This is a genomic window from Bradyrhizobium sp. BR 1433 (assembly GCF_051547665.1).
GTDB classification, from domain to species: Bacteria; Pseudomonadota; Alphaproteobacteria; order Rhizobiales; family Xanthobacteraceae; genus Bradyrhizobium; species Bradyrhizobium australafricanum.
Genome location: NZ_JBPUGG010000001.1, coordinates 5,373,469 through 5,392,566, shown reverse-complemented (window position 1 = coordinate 5,392,566; position 19,098 = coordinate 5,373,469). Strand labels below are relative to the sequence as shown.

The window sequence follows — 19,098 nt, the reverse complement described above, 5'->3', positions numbered from 1 at the left end:
AGGACGACAAGCAGCACGCCGATGACGTCGCGCGGATTTATTCCCCGCCTTGCGTCACGTGCTCCTGATATTGCGGCAGATCGTCCGTTATCGCGTACCACGGCGCCTTGGAGCCGACGAAGATGTGGGCGGTCGGCCGGATCGCCGGCGCATCGCGCAGCGTGCCCATCGCGACATGGACATAGGCGCCGTCGCGGACCAGCGAATAGAGCAGCGAGCCGCAGCGGCCGCAATGCGCGTCGTGGGTGAGTTCATCGCCATAGATCAGGAGCTCGTTAGCACCGCTGACCACGGTGAATTTGTCGCGCGCGATTCCCGCGAATGGCTTGAACGCCGATCCCGTGGTGCGCCGGCAGTTCGAGCAGTGACAATTGAGCGCATAGGCAAACGCGTCGGCCACCTCGTAGCGCACGTCGCGGCAGAAGCATTCGCCGGTCAGGATATGTTCGTTCGAATTTGCAGATGCGGTCACAACTCGTCCCTCACGCAGAATTTTGTCGCCGGCCATGGCGCAATCTAGCGGTTCATGGCTAAATCCTGGAGCCCTTTCCGTTCCGATTGAATCGGAACGGGGCTCTAGATTCGAGCCTGACGCGTTTTCTCCACGCGAACCGGCACCCGCTTCGCTTGAAAACGCTCCAGCCGATCCAATCCTGCCGGGAGGACCAACCAATGAGCCAAGATCGATCCAGCGTCGAAAGCGTCGTGCAAACCTATTTCGACGGTCTCTACGAGAGCAATGCCGACAAGCTCGCCAAGGCTTTTCATCCGAGCGCCGATTTGCGCTGGGTGGAGAAGGGCGAGCTGAAGGTCCTGACCGTGCCGGACTGGCTTGCCTTGGTGCGCAAGCGCACCTCGGCGAAGGCCGAAGGCAAGCCGCGCGAGGATTTTATCGTCACCATCGACCGCTCCGACGACAACACCGCCTTCATCAAGGTGCGCTGCCAGCTGCCGCCGCGCTATTTCACCGACTATCTGGTGGCGATGAAGCTCGCCGACGGCTGGCAGATCGTCTCGAAGTCCTACCGCTACGACCTCAGGGATTGATCGATCGGGCGCGGCGCGCCCGCGACGGCTTTGTGACACGCCCTCCGCGGTCCGGCTCCGGCCGGACCGCATTGACTGGCACCGGTTTCCGGGCGAATTGAGCCCGTTATGGAAGCCAAATTTCAGATTTTTCTCACTTTGCTCGGCGTGCTGGCGGGAACCGCCCTGGTGGCGCGGCGGACCGATATCGCGCCCGCGATCCTGCTGCTGCTGGTCGGCATCGTGCTCGCCTTCGTGCCGGGCATGCCGTCGCTGGAACTGCCGCCTGAGCTGGTGCTGCTGGTGGTGCTGCCGCCGCTGATCTATTCGGCGAGCGTCGCGATGAGCTGGCGCGAGTTCAAGGCCAACCTGCGGCCGATCATCCTGCTGTCGGTCGGCTGCGTGATCTTCACCGCCTTCATGGTCGCAACCGCGACCCATTATCTGATCGGCCTGCCCTGGAGCATCGGCTTTCTGCTCGGCGCTATCGTCGCGCCGCCGGACGTGGTCGCCCCGCTGGCGATCGCCCGCAAGCTCGGCATGCCCCGCCGCATCCTGGTGGTGCTCGAGGGCGAAGGGCTCGCCAATGACGCGACCGCGCTGATCCTCTACCGCTTCGCGCTCGCCGCGATCACCACCGGGCTGTTCTCGCTGCCGAAGGCGACCGGCACATTCCTCGTCATCGTCGCCGGCGAGATCGCGTTCGGCACCGCGGTCGGCTGGCTCAGCCTGCGCGCCCGCCGCCGCGCCAGGGATCCGCAGGTCGAGATCACGCTGTCGCTGATCACGCCCTATCTCGCCTACTGGATCCCGGAGCATTTCGGCGGCAGCGGCGTGATCGCGACCGTCGCCTGCGGCCTCTACATGAGCTGGAACGGACCGCTGCTGATCTCGGCCGCGACGCGCCTGCAGGGCATCTTCTTCTGGGACCTGATCATCTATCTGATCGAGGGCCTGCTGTTCCTCTTGACCGGCTTCCAGATGCGCTCGCTGTACGAGAAGTCGAAGTCGTTCCCGCTGCACGACATCCTCACCGCCACCGTGCTGGTCGCCGTCATCGTGATCGTGGCGCGCTTCGTCTGGGTGTTTCCCGGCACCTATCTGCCGCGCTGGATCAGCGCCCGCGTGAGCGAGCGCGATCCGCTGCCGTCGTGGCGGGCGGTGTTCGTGGTGGCCTTCACCGGCGTGCGCGGCGCGGTCTCGCTCGCCGCGGCGCTGGCGCTGCCCCTGACTTTGCCGAGTGGCGATGCCTTCCCGTATCGCGACCTGATCCTGTTCGTCGCCTTCGGTGTGATCTTCGTGACGCTGGTCGGGCTCGGCCTCACTCTGCCGCCGGTGGTGCGCTGGCTCGGCCTCGCCAGGGACGGACGCAGCGAGCACATCGCCGAGCACGAGCAGGAGATCGCGGCGCGGCGCGAGGCGCTGAACGCCGCGCTGAAGTCGCTCGATGCCATCACGGACGACCGCGAGCTTTCCGACGAGGTCATCAAGCTTTTGCGCTCGCGGCACGAGATCCGGATCAACCAGCTGCCCGACTCGCTCAATCCCGACACGCACGACGTCTCCGCCACCGGCACCGAGCTGACGCGGGAGCTGATCGCCTCCGAGCGCAAGTTCATCCATATGCTGCTGCGCGACGGCAAGATCACCGACGAGACCAGGCGGCGGATCGAGCGCGACCTCGACCTCGAGGAAGCCAGCCTCGCCAACCGCGAGTATCGCAGGATGCCGCTGTAGCGCGTGAAGCGCGCGGTATCCCTCCTCACGTCGTCCCGGCGAAGGCCGGGACCCATAACCACCGTCGCTGGCTTGGCGAAGGTTGGGGCCACAGCGCATCTCAACAATATCCAACGGTGGTTATGGGTCCCTGCTTTCGCAGGGACGACAGCAGAGATTACTCCGCCGCGGCGTTCTGGCCGGGACCGCCGACGAAGCCGGCGGGGTCGCCGAACCGCTCGATCATGACGGCGGTGAGGTCCTTGGTCTTGCTGGTGACGCAGGCGCCGGAGCGCACGGTGTAGCGGTCCTGATGCTGAGCATGCGGCGGCGCCTCGCCCTTTTGCAGCGCGCGGGCCGCCTCCATGACCAGCTTGCGGAAATGCATGATGCCGAGATCGGTCGGGCCGAGATGCTCGCGGGTACGATCGGCGATCGGGCCCTGGCTGTCCTGCACCGCGGCGTCCTGCTCAGAGACGCCCTTGATGCCGGTGTAGCTTTTGGTCCGCTGCAGCTTGCGGTCGATCAGATAGTCGTTGGCCTTGTTGCGCAGCGGCACGTAGTTCTCGTCGACGACAGCCATCACGCCGTTGCCGTTGGCGTAGCCTTCGCGCTCGGCATCGGTCAGCGGCCGGTGGGGATTCCACGCATAGGTGTAGATCCAGCAATTGGTGTCGGTGACCGGCACGAAGGTCTGGCCGAACATGTTCTCGCCCGGCATCGAGCTCGGCGCGTAGCTGTGGAACGGCATCAGGAACTGGGCGATGCGCCAGTAGATGTTGTCGCTACCGGTGAGCCGTCCGCCCGCCACCGTGAGGCCGGCCTCATGCGGATTGATCTTGATCACCGGGCGCGGGTCCTCGGCGATCCAGCGCATGTGATCGGTCGCGACCCGGGTCAGCGGGTTCACGAAATGCTTCTTGATGTCGAGGATCTCGTTCTCCTCCTTCTCGAAGGAGAGATGCGCGAAGGTGAAATGCGCGGTGTCGATCGAGCCTTCCACCGCCTGCACCCAGTTGCAGTCCTGCCACTTCTTGGTGACGAAGCGGTGCGAGGCCGGCAGCAGCGCCATCTCCAGCGCCGGCAGTTCTGGCGTCTGATCGGCCGGGCCCATATAGGCCCAGATCATGTCACCCCATTCGCGCACCGGATAGGACTTGATCCGGATCAGGTCCTTTGCGTTGAGGTCGGGATACGAGGTCGGCATGTCGACGCAGCGGCCGTCGGTATCGAACTTCCAGCCGTGATAGACGCAGCGGATGCCGCATTCCTCGTTGCGGCCGAGCCAAAGATTGGCGCCGCGATGCGGGCAGTACTGGTCGATGACGCCGACCACGCCTCTCGTGTCGCGGAAGGCGAGCAGCTCCTCGCCCATCACCAGGATCTTCTTCGGGTCGCTGTCCGGCTCCGGGAGTTCTTCGGACAGCAGCACCGGAATCCAGAACCGCCGCAGCAATTCGCCCATGCCGGTCCCCTCACCGGATTCGGTGAGGAATTTGTTGTCCTCGGCGCGAAGCATGGGCGGTCTCCCGAATTTATTTTCGTTGTAGTTCGTAGGATGGGTGGAGCGCAGCGATACCCATCAACTTTTTGAGCCACACGATGAGACGATGGGTTTCGCTGAGTTTATCATCGGGCCGCGCGTTGCGCGGACCCGTTGGCTCTACCCATCCTACGAAATCTCACACCGGCCGCTCTCCCTTCACGGTGACGCGGGTGCCGGAGCGGGTGTGCGGCCAGTAATCCCACATCGCGCGATGCTGGGCGCAACGGTTGTCCCAGAACGCGATCGCGTTCTCGGTCCAGCGGAAGCGGCACTGGAACAGCGGATTCTCGGCGTGCTGGTAGAGATAGGCCAGCATGGCGTCGCTCTCGTCGCGCGGGATGCCGACGATGAAGCGGGTGAAGCCGCGATTGACGTAGAGCGATTTCTTGCCGGTCACCGGATGGGTGCGAACCATCGGATGCTCGGCGCGGGGATATTCCCGTTTGTCGGCGACGCCGTAGTTCGCATACAGGCCACGATAGGTCTGTTCGCCATCATGCAGCGCGGTCAGCCCGTCGAGATAGGCCTTCATGCGGTCCGACAGCGCCTCATAGGCGGCGTACATGTTGGCGAACAGCGTGTCGCCGCCGCGCGGCGGGCACTGCTTGATGTAGAGGATCGAGCCCATCGGCGGCTCGAGGTCGCAGGACACGTCGGTGTGCCAGCCTTCGCCATTGGCGCGCGGGGAATCCTTGTCGGCGTAGATCTTCATCAGCGCCGGATCGCCCTCATTGGGCGCGGCGGGATGCACATGCAGCTCGCCGAACTTGCGGCCGAAGGCGAGATGCTGGTCGGGGCTGATGTGCTGGTCGCGGAAGAAGATGACGAGGTTTTCGGCGAGCGCGCGATGGATCTCGTCCATCTGGCGGTTGGAGCGCGCATCGTCGCCGACCAGCTTGCCGATATCGACGCCGGAGATTTCCGCGCCGATGATCGGCGTCAGCTTCTCGACGCCGATGGTCTCATAGGGCTCGGATTGGTCGGCGAGGTGGCGATAGCGCGGACCCTGCTTGCCGGACAGCGAGCTCATGGGCGTTCTCCCAATCATTCTTGATTGGGAGCATGGTAACGCGCATCGACGGAAGCGCAATCTGCGCCGCAAGCATATCCGTCGTCCCGGACAAGCGTAGCGAAGCGGAGCGCAGATCCGGGACCCATAACCACAGGATCGGGTTTTGCGGAGGCTGGTAACCCGCATCTCGCGCCACAACCACGTCCTGTGGTTGGGTCCCGGCCTTCGCCGGGACGACGGTTGAGTGTGGGTCACGCGCGGAGTGAAACTACTCCGCGGCGCCGGCCTGCTCCGGCAGCTTGGCGCCGTTGCCGTAGCGCTGGTCGATATAGTCGATCACCAGAGCCTTGAAGTCGGCGGCGATGCCCGGACCGCGCAGGGTGCGGAACTTCTTGCCGTCGACGAAGACAGGCGCGGCCGGCGCTTCGCCGGTACCGGGCAGCGAGATGCCGATATTGGCATGCTTGGATTCGCCCGGGCCGTCGACGATGCAGCCCATCACCGCGACGTTGAGCTGCTCGACGCCCGGATACTCGGTCTTCCAGGCCGGCATCTCGTCGCGGATGAAATCCTGGATCGAGCGCGCCAGCTCCTGGAACGTGGTCGAGGTCGTGCGGCCGCAGCCCGGGCATGCCGCAACCAGCGGCACGAAGGTACGGAAACCCATGGTCTGCAGCAATTCCTGCGCGACCTGCACTTCCAGCGTGCGATCGCCGCCGGGCTCCGGCGTCAGCGAGATGCGGATGGTGTCGCCGATGCCCTGTTGCAGCAGGATGCCCAGCGCGGCCGAGGAGGCCACGATGCCCTTCGAGCCCATGCCGGCCTCGGTGAGGCCGAGATGGATCGCATAATCCGAGCGGCGCACGACTTCCTGATAGACCGCGATCAGGTCCTGCACGGCCGACACTTTGGCCGACAGGATGATCTTGTTCTTCGGCATGCCGAGCTCTTGCGCACGCGCGGCCGACAGCAGCGCCGACTGCACCATCGCCTCGCGGGTCACCGCGCGGGCATCGCGCGGATTGGCCGAGGCCGTATTCTCGTCCATCAGCTTGGTGAGCAGCTCGCTGGTCGAGCGAACCCCAATTGGCGCCGATGCGCACCGGCTTGTTGTTCTTGTTGGCGATCTCGATGATGTCGGCGAACTGCGTATCGCGCTTGTTCTTGAAGCCGACATTGCCGGGATTGATGCGGTACTTGTCGAGCGCCTCGGCGCAAGCCGGATATTCGGCGAGCAGCTTGTGGCCGATATAGTGGAAGTCGCCGATCAGGGGCGTGGTGATGCCGCGCTTGCGCAGGCCGTCACGGATGTGCGGCACGGCGGCAGCGGCTTCCTCGCGGTCGACGGTGATGCGGACCATCTCGGAGCCGGCGCGAGACAGCGCGGCAACCTGGGCGATGGTGCCGTCCACATCGGCGGTGTCGGTGTTGGTCATCGACTGCACGACGATCGGCGCACCGCCGCCGACGGCGACGTTGCCGACCATGACCTGCGTGGTTTGGTGCCGCGGCGCGGGGCCGGCGACGTCGTCTTGCGGCAAAATCTCGGGCTTGTTCATGGCGTCTCGAATATCAGGTTTTGGTGACATTCACCAAGGGGGCGATGGGCCTCGCGCGCGGCGGGCCTAACGGTCATGTTTCGGAGTGAATTCAATAGCTTATGGCGCCGATTGAGGCCAAATGCAAGCCATGCAGCGGCGTCCTGCATGCCCAGCTATATTGGACCGGATTGGGGTGAATCAAAGGGCAAAGTGACAGCTTTTCATGTGATCCGGCGCATCTTAGCATCCCGTTAAACACACACCGGGAGGACGCAAAATGGCCGGCCATAGCGAGCTGATCACCACGGCGGAACTTGCCGAGATCCTGACCCGGCCGGACCTTCGCCTGTTCGACTGCACGACCTATCTGGAGCCGGCCCCCGCCGGCAGCAACGCTCCCTATATTGTCGTCTCGGGCCGCCAGACGTTCGAGGCCGGCCACATCCCGGGCGCGAATTTCCTGGATTTGCAGGCCGAGTTCTCGGATGCCCATACCCATCTGCGCTTCATGATGCCGCCGACAGCGCAGCTCGAGGCGGCATTCGGCCGCCACGGCATCTCGGCGGGCAGCCGCGTCGTGCTCTATTCGATCGGCACCGCGATGTGGGCGACGCGGTTCTGGTGGATGCTGCGCTCGCTCGGCTTCGAGGGTGCCGCGGTGCTCGACGGCGGCATCGACAAGTGGACCGCCGAAGGACGCGACATCGAGACCGGGCTTGCCGGCGGCTATCCGCCGGCGACGTTTCCGGCACGGCCGAAGGACGGCATGTTCGTCGACAAGCATGACGTGCTCGCCGCGACCGCGGAAGGCGACACCGTCATCATCAACGCGCTCGGCCCGCAGTTCTACAAGGGACTGGAGCCGAGCCGTTACGGCCGGCCCGGCCGCATCCCCGGCAGCGTCAGCGTGCCGGCGGCGACCCTGATCGATCCCAAGGCCAAGACGTTCGTGCCGCTTGAGGAGGCCGAAGCAACCTTCGCGGCGCAAGGCATCACCAGGGACAAGCGCGTCGTCGCCTATTGCGGCGGCGGCATCTCCGCGACCATCGACCTGTTCCAGTTGCATCGGCTCGGCTACGACAATCTCACGCTCTATGACGGCTCGATGGGCGAATGGGCGAAGGATGAGTCCCTGCCAATCGAGAGGGGTTAGTGGGGAAGCGCGATGTCTCCTCCGTCGTCCTGGCGAAGGCCAGGACCCATAACCACCGAATTTGCTTGTGAACGGGAAAGCGGCCCCCAGCGTCGCGCGACAACCGACAATTGGGGTAATGGGTCCTGGCCTTCGCCAGGACGACGCTGAATGTTTGGGGCGCCGATGAGGCATACATCCGCATTCTCGCGACATGAATCGTCGGAGTCTTGAGGCGATCAAGCCGGCTTCTTGACGATCTCAAGGCCTCGGGCCGCCAATTCCTTCAGGATGCTCCGTGCGAGGTGGGAGCACTCATCCGGCTTGATCCAGCACGCGCTCCGCCAGTCCGGATCATCCTCCTTGGAGTATGCGGTGAACGCGGACCGGATTCCGGCTTCAATTGCATCGGTGGCATCGGTTGGCATCGGCGCGCCTCCAACGGCATCCCTCGCATGGGAGCCTTCGTGGAGGCGATGTTGACGTAAATCGATACCGTCCGCAATTGCGCCTGAAGGCCACAATTGTCCGCTCAGCAATAGGGAAACGTAAATCTTCGCCGCTAGAGTGCTGCCGTCTGCCGGAGATGGTCGTGCATCCCACCGCGTCGATCGCCACCTGTTTCAGGAAGTATGCTGATTTCACCGGACGGGCTTCGCGCGCCGAGTTCTGGTGGTTCTTCGGCTTTTGTCTGCTGCTCCTGCTCGCAGCCCATCAACTCGACAAGACGGTCTACGCCGCCGTCGCAATAGCGCTGCCGCTGTTTGCCGTGACGGCCCGGCGCTTCCACGACAGTGGCCTGACCACCGGCCTTGCGGTGTTCTTCGCCGTTGCGCCGTTTGTCATCTTCTACTTCTTTTCCGCTGTCCAGGATCGCATCGAGGCATGGTTTGGCGTGCACGTGCCGTATGGATTGATCGCCGCGATCCCGGCGACCTGCGCCTTTGCTTTCTCTGCCTTCTGCTTCCTCGCCGCACTCGGCCGCCGAAGCCTGCAGACCGCTTCGACGGCACGGGCGAGGTCCGGCGTCGATTCATCAGAAGCACCTCCGCCTGATCCGGCCGTGCTCGCCAGGCAAGAGGCGGAACGCAAGGTCTCCGGTTTTTCCAAAGCCGTCATGGCCGTATTCGCGATCCCGGCGGATGGCGGGGCGTCGGCCGTCGCCGACAAAACCGACCCCGGCGTCACCGCCGCGTGCGGGATCGTCGTCGATCTCTGCGCGCGTTACGGACACGGCATCACCTCACCGCCATTCAACGCGCTGTTTTCCGGATCAGGGGCGCGACTTGAGGCCGCCGGCTGGCACGCCCTACCGGACGGCGGCGCGGAGATCGACCTGAACCATCGCGCAAGCACCAGCATCGTCTGCAATTGCGCAGTTGAACTGCGCAAGGACGCGAGACAGACCGACATTGCCGGCCTGCTGCGCAAGGAGAAAGAGCAGTTGCAGGCGGCCGAGACGGCGACGCCGGAACAGGATCGGACGACGGCCTATTACGCGCTCGACGGAGCGGGCGCAGCCGGATTCATTGCGATCGAGAAGCTGCATCAAAGCTACAACACCTATTTCCGAATCCGCATCTGCCTTGCCGAAGGGCATGGGCGCGCCGCGATGGAGACCCTGCGATCGTCGACGCTCTACCAGGCATTCCGCCACGCGTTCTCCGATGGCGCGCCGCCCTATCCCGCGTTCGGCCAGAGAATCATCAAGGGCTATCAGCCGATCCTCTACCGGGACGGGCTCGGCATCTCACTCGAGGTCACCGATCTCGGAGCCGGGAGCGCAAAAATGCTTGCCGGCCGCGGGCTGCATCTTCCGCCGGTCTACGTCGATTTCGAGATGCATGAGCGGATGATGTAACGGGATTGCGCTCCGGTTGTCTGCGGCATTCCGCTCCTCGTTGCTCGTCATCCTGAGGCGCGAGCTCTTGCGAGCCTCGAAGGATGAACGGCCCGGCTGCCGGCTGGGCCGTCGTGCTTCGAGACGCGCGTTCCGCGCTCCTCAGCATGACGGGGAGAGAGTTCGAGCGCACGGCACCCAGGATAGCCTCACGCCGGCACGTTGGGATCCGGCGTCACCTTCGGGTCGGGCTTGTTGACGAGATAGAGCCCGGCGATCACCAGCAGCGCGGCGACGCCGAACACCGCCGTCAGCGTGTCGTGCATGATGAAATAGGCCGCGACGACGCCGAACAGTGGCGTGACGAAGGTGAAGGCCGACAGCTTGCTCGCGGAGTAGGTTTTCACCATCGCGAACCAGATGACAAACGTGCAGCCCACCACCCAGACCGCCTGATAGGCGAGCAGCGAGATCGACAGCGCGCTCGGCACATGCTCGATGCGCTCGCCCGCGATCCAGGCGGCGAGGCCGAGGATCGGAATCGAGATCGCGACCTGGTAGCCGAGCGCCTTTTCCGGCGCGGCCTTGCGCAAGCCCGTGCCCTTGGCGACCAGCGTAGTTGCCGCCCACAGCGCGCCGCCGCCGACCACCATGAGGTCGCCGAGCAGCACCTTGGCATCGACGTTCGGCTGCGGCACGCCGATCGCGAGCGCGACGCCGGCAAAGCTCAGCGCAAGCCCGCTCCACTGCACGGTCAGAGACGCTCGCCGAGGAACTGGTGCGAGCCGAGCGCAACGAAGAACGGCGCGGTGTAGAGGAACACCGAGGCGCGCGAGGCCGAGGTGAAGACCAGTCCGGTGAAGATCAGCACGAACTCGCAGCCGAACATCAGCCCGGCGATGATGCCGGGGACGAGGGTGCCGTCGCGCTCGAAGAATTTGACGCCGCGCAGGTGGCCGACGATCAGCATCACCGGCAGCGCGCCGGCGGAGCGGATCATCGCCTGCAGCATCGGCGGCACGTCGGGCAGCGCAAGCTCGACCGCGAGCTGGTCGAAGCCCCAGCTCACGCACAGCATCAGCATCACGGCGATGGCGCCGGGCGGCAGCCCGTGTCCGACGCTGACGGGCCTTGTGACGCTGGCGGAGATCGCTTGGGTCGACATGTTTCCTCGCGGGCCGGCTTGGTGCCGTGTTGTTAATTGCCGGTTGGGCTCCCTCGCCCCGCTCTTGCGGGGAGAGGGTTGGGGTGAGGGGCCGTCGCCGCAAATTCGATAGAGACGAGCAGGCGGAGAATCCCCCTCACCCGAAATTCGCTACCGCGAATTTCGACCTCTCCCGCAAGCGGGGCGAGGTAGCTCGAAAGCAGTGCGAGTTAGCTGAAACCATCGCGCCATCACGTCTTCTGGCAATGCGCGCAGGTGCCGGCGATCTCGACGACGGAGAGTTTCGGGATGAACCCCGAGGCCCGCGCCGCCGCGGTCAGGCTTTGCGCGACGGGGGCGGCCGGGATCTCGCCGACCGAGCCGCAATGGTCGCAGATCAAAAACGCCACCATCGAGGTCTCGTCATGGTCATGCGCGCAGGCGAGGAAGGCGTTGCGGCTCTCGATGCGGTGGACGAGGCCGTTCTCCATCAGGAAGTCGAGCGCGCGGTAGACGGTAATCGGTGCCGGCCGCGGCATCGTCTTGGCCAGCTCGTCGATCACCTCATAGGCGCCGAGCGGGCGATGGCTCGACAGCAGCGCCTGCAGCACCTGACGGCGGATCGGGGTGAATTTCTGGCCGCGGCGCGCACACACCTGCTCGGCATGCGCCATCGCGTCCGCGGCGCAGCGGCCGTGATCGTGGTCGGGGCAGGAAATGTCGGCTTGGCCAGGCTCATTGCCTCGATATGTAGCATTTGCGCGCCCGTTCCCAAAGCCCGGCTCTCAACCCCGGTTCGCCGCCGCGTTGCAGCCATGCCCGCAATGCGGGGCAGCCTCGCGTTAACCCGGCATGCAGAAATCATAAGCAAGCTTATTATATCCCAAGCTTATGGAGGCAGGATCGATGCGCGGTTCGGTGGACACCGATTTCTTGTTTACGCTGGGCGAAGTGTTCCGGCTGATCCGCGTCTATGCCGACAAGGAGGCCGCACGCTACGGCATCACCCGCGCGCAATGGGCCGTGCTGTCCAAGGTAGAACGCCAGGAAGGGTTGAAACAGACCGAGCTCGCCGAGCTGCTCGAGGTGCAGCCGATCACGCTGACGCGGCTGATCGACAAGCTCTGCGACAATGGCTGGATCGAGCGCCGCAGCGACGAGAACGACCGCCGCGTCAACCGCCTCTATCTGAAGAAGGCCGCGCGCCCGCTGCTCGGCAAGCTCGCCGGCCTCCGCTCCGAACTCACCGCGACCGCGCTCGAAGGCATCAGCCCCGCTGACGCGTATCGCCTGCTCACCCAATTGGAATTGATCAAGGAAAACGTCCGCAATGCCGTCCAGACCCCAGCCAGCGAGCCCTCCCGAAAGGAACAGCGCTATGGCTGAACCCGTCCTCAAACTGGCCCCCGAGCAGAAGAGCAATCCGGGCGAGCCTGCGCCGTCGGGCAAGGCCAGCCGCGCGCCGCGCCGTCGCCTGATGGCGGGCCTGCGGCGCTATCGCCGGGTGCTGCTGCTGGTCGTGCTGCCGACGCTCGCTGCGATCGGCGGCATCGTGTTCTATCTCAATGGCGGCCGCTATGTCGGCACCGACGACGCCTATGTCGGTGCGCAGAAGGTGCTGATCACGCCGGAAATCTCCGGCAAGATCGACAAGATCGTCGTGAAGGAAGGCCAGCACGTCAAGAAGGGCGACGAACTGTTCGAGATCGATCCGGTGCCGTTCCGCCTCGCGGTGGCGCAGGCCAAGGCCGCGCTCGACCAGACCAGGACCACCTATGACAACCTGGTCGACAACATCAAGATCAACGGCAGGATGCTGGAATTCGCCCAGCAGAGCATCGAATTGAAGAAGCGCGACGTCGAACGCAAGTCGACGCTGGCCAAGCAGAATTTCGGCTCGCAGCTCGACCTCGACAACGCGGCGAATGCGCAAGTGACGGCCGAGAGCCTGGCGCAATACATCAGGCAGCAGATCTCCAAGGACAAGACGCAGCTGCTCGGCGACGTCGACCTGCCGATCGAGCAGTTCCCGCCCTACGCCCAGGCCAAGGCCAAGCTCGACGACGCCCAGCGCAATCTCCACCACACCGTGCTGCGCGCGCCGATGGACGGCGTCGCGACCCAGGTCGACCAGATCCAGCTCGGCCGCTTCGTCGCCGCCGGCTCGCCGGTGTTCTCGATCATCGATGTCGACCATCCCTGGGTCGACGCCAATCCGAAGGAAAGCGACTTCACCTATGTCGCGGTCGGCCAGCCGGTTGAGCTCGACGTCGACGCGTTCCCGAACCATCGGTTCAAGGGCAAGGTCGGCTCGCTGTCGCCCGGCACCGGCGCGCAGTTCGCGATCCTGCCGCCGCAGAACGCGACCGGCAACTTCGTCAAGGTGGTGCAGCGCGTGCCGGTGCGGATCTATTTCGACGAGAACGATCCGTTCGTGAAGAAGCTGAAAGCCGGCATGAGCGTCTACGCGACGATCGACACCAATCACCGCCGCACGCTGGCCGGCCTGCTCGGGCTGGCGCCGGCCTCGGCGCACCCGGACCACGAGTCAGGAATAAATGAGATGAGGCCGAACTGGCGGCCGCGATAACAGTGCGCCCCCTCTCCCGCTTGCGGGGAGGGTCGGGGTGGGGGCTCTCTCCACGAGTCATGTTGTCGGGAGAGCCCCACCCGGCGCTACGCGCCGACCTCCCCACGAGCGGGAGAGGTGACTTCAACGCTCGAACAGGACCGACCTGAATGAATGCACCGTCACCATCAGCCGTGCCCGGCATGCGCCGGAACATGGTGACGATCTGCGCGATGACCGCGACGATCATGCAGGCGCTCGACACCACGATCGCCAACGTCGCGCTGCCCTATATGCAGGGCTCGCTGTCGGCCTCGCAGGACCAGATCAACTGGGTGCTGACCTCCTACATCGTCGCGGCCGCGATCATGACCGCGCCGGTGGGCTGGATCGCCAACCGCTATGGCCGCAAGCGCATCTTCATCATCTGCTCGGCCGGCTTCACCGTCGCCTCGGTGTTCTGCGGCCTGGCGCAGGACATCGACCAGATGGTGCTGTTCCGCCTGCTGCAGGGCGTGTTCGGCGCAGCGCTGGTGCCGCTGTCGCAGGCCGTGATGCTCGACTCCTACGCGCTGCATGAGCGCGCGAAAGCGATGTCGATCTGGGGCATGGGCGTGATGATGGGCCCGATCATGGGCCCCTCGCTCGGCGCCTGGCTGACCGAGACTTATTCCTGGCACTGGGTGTTCTTCGTCAACCTGCCGTTCGGCGCCATCACCGTGCTCGGCCTTGCCGTCTTCATGGACGAGACCAAGCAGGACCTCAATCTGCGCTTTGACTGGTTCGGGTTCGGCGCGCTCGCGGTTGCGATCGGTTCGCTGCAGCTCGCGCTCGACCGCGGCGAGCAGCTTGGCTGGCTGGAATCCAACGAGATCATGATCGAATTCATCGTCGCCGGGATCGGCTTCTACTATTTCTTCGCCCATTCGCTGATGACCAGCCGGCCGTTCATCCAGTTCGCGCTGTTCAAGGACAAAAACTTCCTCGGCGGCTGCGTGTTTATGACTGTGATGGGCCTCGTGCTGTATTCGACCATGGCGCTGTCCTCGCCCTATCTGCAGAACGTGGTCGGCTACCCGATCATCACCGCGGGCCTGTTGTTGGCGACCCGCGGCGCCGGCACCTTCGTCGCGATGATGCTGGTCGGCCGCATGATGCGCTACATCGAGGCGCGCACGCTGATCATCTCCGGCCTGGCGCTGACCGCGGCCTCGCTGTTCCAGATGACCGGCTGGACCGACATGACCCAGGCCAACGAGATCATCGTCGTCAGCGTGGTCCAGGGCTTCGGCTTCGGCCTCGTGTTCGTGCCGCTGTCGACGGTGGCGTTCATGTCGCTGCCCAACCATCTGCGCACCGACGGCACCTCGATGCTGACGCTGCTGCGCAACGTCGCAAGCTCGGTCGGCATCTCGATCGTGATCGCGCAGCTGACGGAAGGCGGGCGGCGGATCTACGCAAAGCTGTCGGAGCAGATCAATCCGTTCAACCACGCGCTGCAGATGCCCGACGTGTCAGGCATGATCAACCTCAACACCGACGCCGGCCGCGCGATGGCCGACAAGATGGTGGCAGCGCAGTCGCAGATCATCGCGTTCTCGCACGACTATCAGCTGGTGATGCTGTTCATCCTGGTCTCGATCCCGCTCGCGCTGATGATCGGCTCGACCAAGGCCACGCTGCGCTCGCAGTCGGCGCCGTCGGACCAGGCCGCGGTGATGGAGTAGGTTTACGCCCTACGTTCTCCGAGCGTCGGGGCGATCGGTCACACCGTCATCCTGAGGCGCGAGCACTTGCGAGCCTCGAAGGATGCACGGCCCCGTTGATGGCCGTCGACCCTTCGAGACGCGCTACGCGCTCCTCAGGGTGACGGTGAAAGAGTGAGGCCGCCCCCTCCGAAAGCGCAAGACGCCGCAGCCGCAAGCCGCGTTGACTTTCCGACCTCGCCTCCCAATACTCCGCGAAAACAAGCAAGAGCCGTCACACAACTGACGGTTTCAGGGGAGGACGCGATGCCGACTTCACGCAGGACGCTGCTGAAGACTTCAGCGGCTGCCGCCGCTGCTTTCAGCTTCGATTGGACACGGGCGCAGGCGCAGGCCGAAACGGTCCGGATCGGTGTGATCTACGACCTGACCGGCCCGTTCGCCGCCGGCGGCTCGGTCGCCTCCTCGATCGGCACCCAGATCGCGATCGACCTCGTCAACGAGAAGGGCGGCATCGGCAGCAAGTACAAGATCGCGCCGGTCAACGTCGATTCCCAGAGCAAGCCTGATGTCGCGATCAACGAGGCCAATCGCCTGATCGACCAGGAGAAGGTCGACATCCTCAACGGCGTGTTCGCGAGCTCGCACGCGGTGCCGCTCGCCGCCAAGGTCGAGCAGCAGAAGCGGATCCTGTGGATCACGACCGCGGTCTCGACCGCCGTGTTCAAGGACAAGAACCTGCAATACGTGTTCCGCGCGCAGATCCATTCCGACCAGTACGGCCAGGCCTTCGCGAGCTTCATCAACGAGCACGCCAAGGCCAAGCTCGGCATGGAGCCGAAGGACGTCAAGGTGGCGCTGATCCATGAAGACGGGCCCTATGGCGTCGGCGTCGCCGCCGCCGACGAGGCCTTCGCCAAGGAGGTCGGGCTGCAGGTCGCGCTCAAGGAGGGCTATTCCGCCTCCGCGCCCGATCTCTCGGTGCTGGTCACCAAGCTGAAGCGCGCCAAGGCCGACGTGATCTCGCATGCCGGCTACAATCCCGACATCACGCTGTTCCTGCGCCAGGCACGCGAGAGCGGGCTGAAGTTCAAGATGCTGTTCGGCGCCGGCGCCGGCTACAGCCAGCTCGACAAGCTGCGCGCGACCTTCGGCGCCGACATCGACAATTTCTGCAACATCGATCCGGTGCCGGCACAGCTGCTCGATCCCGCCAAGCTCGCGCCGGGAATCGGCGACCTCACCAAGACCATGGTCGCGCGCTACCGCGAGAAGACCAATGCGACCGAAGTGCCGCCGCACTGCTCGATGGGCTTCAACCAGACCTGGATCCTGCTCAACAATGTGCTGCCGGTCGCCAAGGAGAAGTATGGCGGCTTCGATCCCGAGGCGATCCGCAAGGCGGCGCTCGACGTCGACATCCCTGCAGGCGGCACCATCCAGGGCTATGGCGTGAAGTTCTATCCGCCGGGCACGCCGCTGTCCGGCCAGAACGAGCGCTCGACGCCGGTCGTGATGCAGAATGCCGGCGAGCGCATCACCGTGGTGTGGCCGACCAATATCCGCACGCAGGATCCGGTGTTCCCGCTGCCGAAGGGCTCGGTGTACGCGGCGTAGGGACGATCGTTTGCTGTGCGGCTCGCCGGAGAATTATCCCCATCATCCTGAGGAGCCCGCACTTGCGGGCGTCTCGAAGGATCGACGGCCACCGGCCGGGCCGTGCATCCTTCGAGACGCGCTACGCGCTCCTCAGGATGACGGGTCTGGCGTGAGTATACGCGCGTAATCTCGTCGTTCCCGCCACCCTACAGCACCACCCGCCTGCCCTCATCCGCCGCCCAGTAGCCGGCGTAGTTTACCCTGGTCGTCTCATACGCCAGCGCGAGGTCCGCGAGCGGCTGCCGCCCGGTCGCCACACACTCCATGAAATCCTGGATCTCCTGCAGGTAGCCGCGGGTCCATTCCTCCTCGAGGCAGACATATTGCCAGCCGGTTTTGCGATCGACCTTTTCGGTGATGTAGACCGACGCGAGCTTCTCCTCGCTAGTCTGGTAGCTGGTCAGATGCGTGTTCGGGGTGATGTTGGCAAACAGTGAGCCGCCGCTCGTATAGGTCTCGATCAGGTTGCGTACGCCGCCCATGATCATGTCGCCCGAAAACACCGTCGCCTTGGTGCCGTCGGAGAAGGTTGCGGTCAGCGTGCCCCAATCCTCGACATCGACCGGATTGGCCTTGATGTAGGCGCGCTCCTCGGATTTAAGGCCGGCGGTGACATTGCCGACGTCGCAGGTGACGCTGGCGACCGTGATGGTCTCGCCGCGCGCGCGGGCTTCGACCTGCTTGAGATAGAGCACCGCCGACAGGGGATGACAGCCCATCCGGATCAGCGAGCCGCCGCCGGTCATCGCCCACTCGGCGGCATGCGCCGCATGCGAGCCGGAATGGCTCTCCTCGCCCTTCATGAACAGGATCTTGTCGCCTGTCGCGCGGATGATCTCCGCGGTCTTGGTCACCGCCGGCGCGTAGATCCAGTCCTCGGCATACATGAAGAGTTTTCCGCTTCGCTCGATCGCGGCGCGGGTCACCTCCATCTCCTCCATCACCCGCTGGTACATCAGCGCTTTCGGCACATGCCGGCCGATCGGCGCCTTGTCGCCGTCGCGGCCGAAATAACCGCTGAACGGCTTCTCGCAGATCACGTGCTTGCCGGCCTGCATCGCCTCGACGATCATCGCGGCGTGAAGGTTCGGCGGGGTGCAGATGTCGATGACGTCAAGCTCGCGGTCGGCGATCAGCTCGGCGAAGCTGCGATAGGCATTCGGGATTGCGTGCTTGCGTGCGAACGCATTGACATGATCGCCGCGCGCCGCGACCGCCCGCACCTCGACGTCGACGTCGACGCCATAGACGCGCCGGTAGGCAACCATATGCAGCTCCGACACGAAGCCGCAGCCAGCCAGCCCGATCCTGATTTTTGTCATTTCGTGTCTCCGCCCTTCAGGCGGGCGGAGAGTAGCGTGCGGCCATCACTGCGTCGAACGCATTTGCCATGACATCCGTCGAAGGCATCATTGTCGTGAACAACTCGAACGCGTCCGCTGCTGCGTAGATCGCGAGATCGCGCCCGGTCAGGACTTTGGCGCCCTTGGCCTTGGCCGCCAACAGCAACGGCGTCCATAGCGGCGTGTAGACCGCATCGGCGACCCACATCGACGGACGCAACAAGCTGTCCGGCACGGGACTGTCGCGGCTCGGCAGCATGCCGACCGGCGTTGCGTTGACGACGCCGGTCGCGCCATCGACCGCGCCCTCGACGCTGGCGACACCACGAACCGCATGACGGCTGGCCAACTGACCGGCCAGCCGCGCGACCTTCGCGGCATCGGCATCGAAGATGCGGAGCTCACCAACGCCGAGGATGGCGAGCGCGAAGGCGATCGCCTTGCCGACGCCGCCGGCACCGATCAGCGCGATCGGGCCGCGCGGCGCTGACGCAAGCAGCGGCGCGATTGCGCGCGCAAAGCCGGTCGCGTCGGTGTTGTGTCCGACCAGCCGCGTGCGATCGACGACGATGGTGTTGACCGCGCCGATCGCGCGCGCATCGGGTGCGAGGTCGTCGAGCAGCTCGACCACCGCCTCCTTGTAGGGAAAGGTGACGTTGACGCCGGCAAAGCCGAGCCGCCGGATGCCGTCGAGCATCGCGCGCAGCTCGTCGCGGCCGGCGCCGTTGACCTCGATGAGCTGGTAGTGACAGCGAACGCCGAGCGCAGCTGCGGCCGCTTCGTGCATCGCAGGCGCCGCCGAATGCGCGATCGGATAGCCAATCAGCCCCGTCAGGAAACGGTCGCGCATTGTCCCTCACGTCA

The 19,098-nt window shown here is 64.9% G+C and carries 13 protein-coding genes and 3 pseudogenes; 8 read left to right on the top strand and 8 right to left on the bottom strand.

Features of this window, described 5'->3' with window-relative positions; genetic code table 11:
• Positions 1–37 precede the first annotated feature (37 nt).
• Positions 38–472 (bottom strand): GFA family protein, encoded by a 435-nt coding sequence (locus ACSKB9_RS25970; RefSeq protein WP_438076660.1) that lies wholly within the window; start codon positions 470–472, stop codon positions 38–40.
• 200 nt (positions 473–672) lie between these two features.
• Between ACSKB9_RS25970 and ACSKB9_RS25965 the strand changes: the two genes are divergently transcribed.
• Both ACSKB9_RS25965 and ACSKB9_RS25960 read left to right on the top strand, forming a co-directional pair.
• Entirely contained in the window at positions 673–1,047 is a 375-nt protein-coding gene (locus tag ACSKB9_RS25965) for a nuclear transport factor 2 family protein (RefSeq protein ID WP_438076658.1), read from the top strand.
• Between the two features lie 108 nt (positions 1,048–1,155).
• A complete protein-coding gene (locus tag ACSKB9_RS25960; protein WP_225162684.1) occupies positions 1,156–2,763 on the top strand; it encodes a Na+/H+ antiporter in 1,608 nt (535 codons plus the stop codon).
• Positions 2,764–2,920: 157 nt separating this feature from the next.
• Here ACSKB9_RS25960 and ACSKB9_RS25955 read toward each other — a convergent pair whose 3' ends face one another.
• From ACSKB9_RS25955 to ispG, 3 genes and pseudogenes are all read right to left on the bottom strand, one after another.
• Positions 2,921–4,261 (bottom strand): Rieske 2Fe-2S domain-containing protein, encoded by a 1,341-nt coding sequence (locus ACSKB9_RS25955; protein ID WP_438076656.1) that lies wholly within the window; start codon positions 4,259–4,261, stop codon positions 2,921–2,923.
• A 163-nt stretch (positions 4,262–4,424) separates the two neighbouring features.
• Entirely contained in the window at positions 4,425–5,318 is an 894-nt protein-coding gene (locus ACSKB9_RS25950) for a TauD/TfdA dioxygenase family protein (RefSeq protein WP_229192010.1), read from the bottom strand.
• A gap of 250 nt (positions 5,319–5,568) precedes the next feature.
• Positions 5,569–6,859, bottom strand: a pseudogene (gene ispG, locus ACSKB9_RS25945) (flavodoxin-dependent (E)-4-hydroxy-3-methylbut-2-enyl-diphosphate synthase).
• Between the two features lie 259 nt (positions 6,860–7,118).
• Between ispG and ACSKB9_RS25940 the strand changes: the two are divergent.
• Together ACSKB9_RS25940 and ACSKB9_RS25935 are read left to right on the top strand one after the other, a co-directional pair.
• Entirely contained in the window at positions 7,119–7,994 is an 876-nt protein-coding gene (locus ACSKB9_RS25940; RefSeq protein WP_438076654.1) for a sulfurtransferase, read from the top strand.
• A gap of 400 nt (positions 7,995–8,394) precedes the next feature.
• Positions 8,395–9,834, top strand: a complete 1,440-nt coding sequence (locus ACSKB9_RS25935; protein WP_438076652.1) for a DUF805 domain-containing protein — start codon at positions 8,395–8,397, stop codon at positions 9,832–9,834.
• A 188-nt stretch (positions 9,835–10,022) separates the two neighbouring features.
• Here ACSKB9_RS25935 and ACSKB9_RS25930 read toward each other — a convergent pair.
• Positions 10,023–10,978 (bottom strand): annotated as a pseudogene (locus ACSKB9_RS25930) (DMT family transporter).
• Positions 10,979–11,208: 230 nt separating this feature from the next.
• A pseudogene (locus tag ACSKB9_RS25925) lies at positions 11,209–11,696 on the bottom strand (Fur family transcriptional regulator).
• 167 nt (positions 11,697–11,863) lie between these two features.
• Here ACSKB9_RS25925 and ACSKB9_RS25920 point away from each other — a divergent pair.
• The 4 genes from ACSKB9_RS25920 (at position 11,864) to ACSKB9_RS25905 (ending at position 16,849) form a co-directional block, all read left to right on the top strand.
• Positions 11,864–12,343: a MarR family winged helix-turn-helix transcriptional regulator gene (locus ACSKB9_RS25920; RefSeq protein WP_438076650.1), complete on the top strand. Its 480-nt coding sequence runs from the start codon at positions 11,864–11,866 to the stop codon at positions 12,341–12,343.
• Complete coding sequence (locus ACSKB9_RS25915; protein ID WP_438076648.1) at positions 12,336–13,547, top strand: HlyD family secretion protein; 1,212 nt, start codon at positions 12,336–12,338, stop codon at positions 13,545–13,547. Before ACSKB9_RS25920 ends, ACSKB9_RS25915 begins: the two co-directional genes overlap by 8 nt.
• A gap of 149 nt (positions 13,548–13,696) precedes the next feature.
• The gene (locus ACSKB9_RS25910) at positions 13,697–15,253 is read left to right on the top strand and encodes an MDR family MFS transporter (protein WP_438076646.1); all 1,557 of its coding nucleotides are present in this window, start codon (positions 13,697–13,699) and stop codon (positions 15,251–15,253) included.
• A gap of 285 nt (positions 15,254–15,538) precedes the next feature.
• Positions 15,539–16,849 (top strand): ABC transporter substrate-binding protein, encoded by a 1,311-nt coding sequence (locus tag ACSKB9_RS25905; RefSeq protein WP_438076644.1) that lies wholly within the window; start codon positions 15,539–15,541, stop codon positions 16,847–16,849.
• Between the two features lie 188 nt (positions 16,850–17,037).
• On the opposite strand, the gene ACSKB9_RS25900 is transcribed toward ACSKB9_RS25905, so the two are convergent.
• Complete coding sequence (locus ACSKB9_RS25900) at positions 17,038–18,213, bottom strand: Gfo/Idh/MocA family protein (protein WP_438076642.1); 1,176 nt, start codon at positions 18,211–18,213, stop codon at positions 17,038–17,040.
• A 16-nt stretch (positions 18,214–18,229) separates the two neighbouring features.
• The gene (locus ACSKB9_RS25895; protein ID WP_438076640.1) at positions 18,230–19,084 is read right to left on the bottom strand and encodes a shikimate dehydrogenase; all 855 of its coding nucleotides are present in this window, start codon (positions 19,082–19,084) and stop codon (positions 18,230–18,232) included.
• Positions 19,085–19,098: the final 14 nt, after the last annotated feature.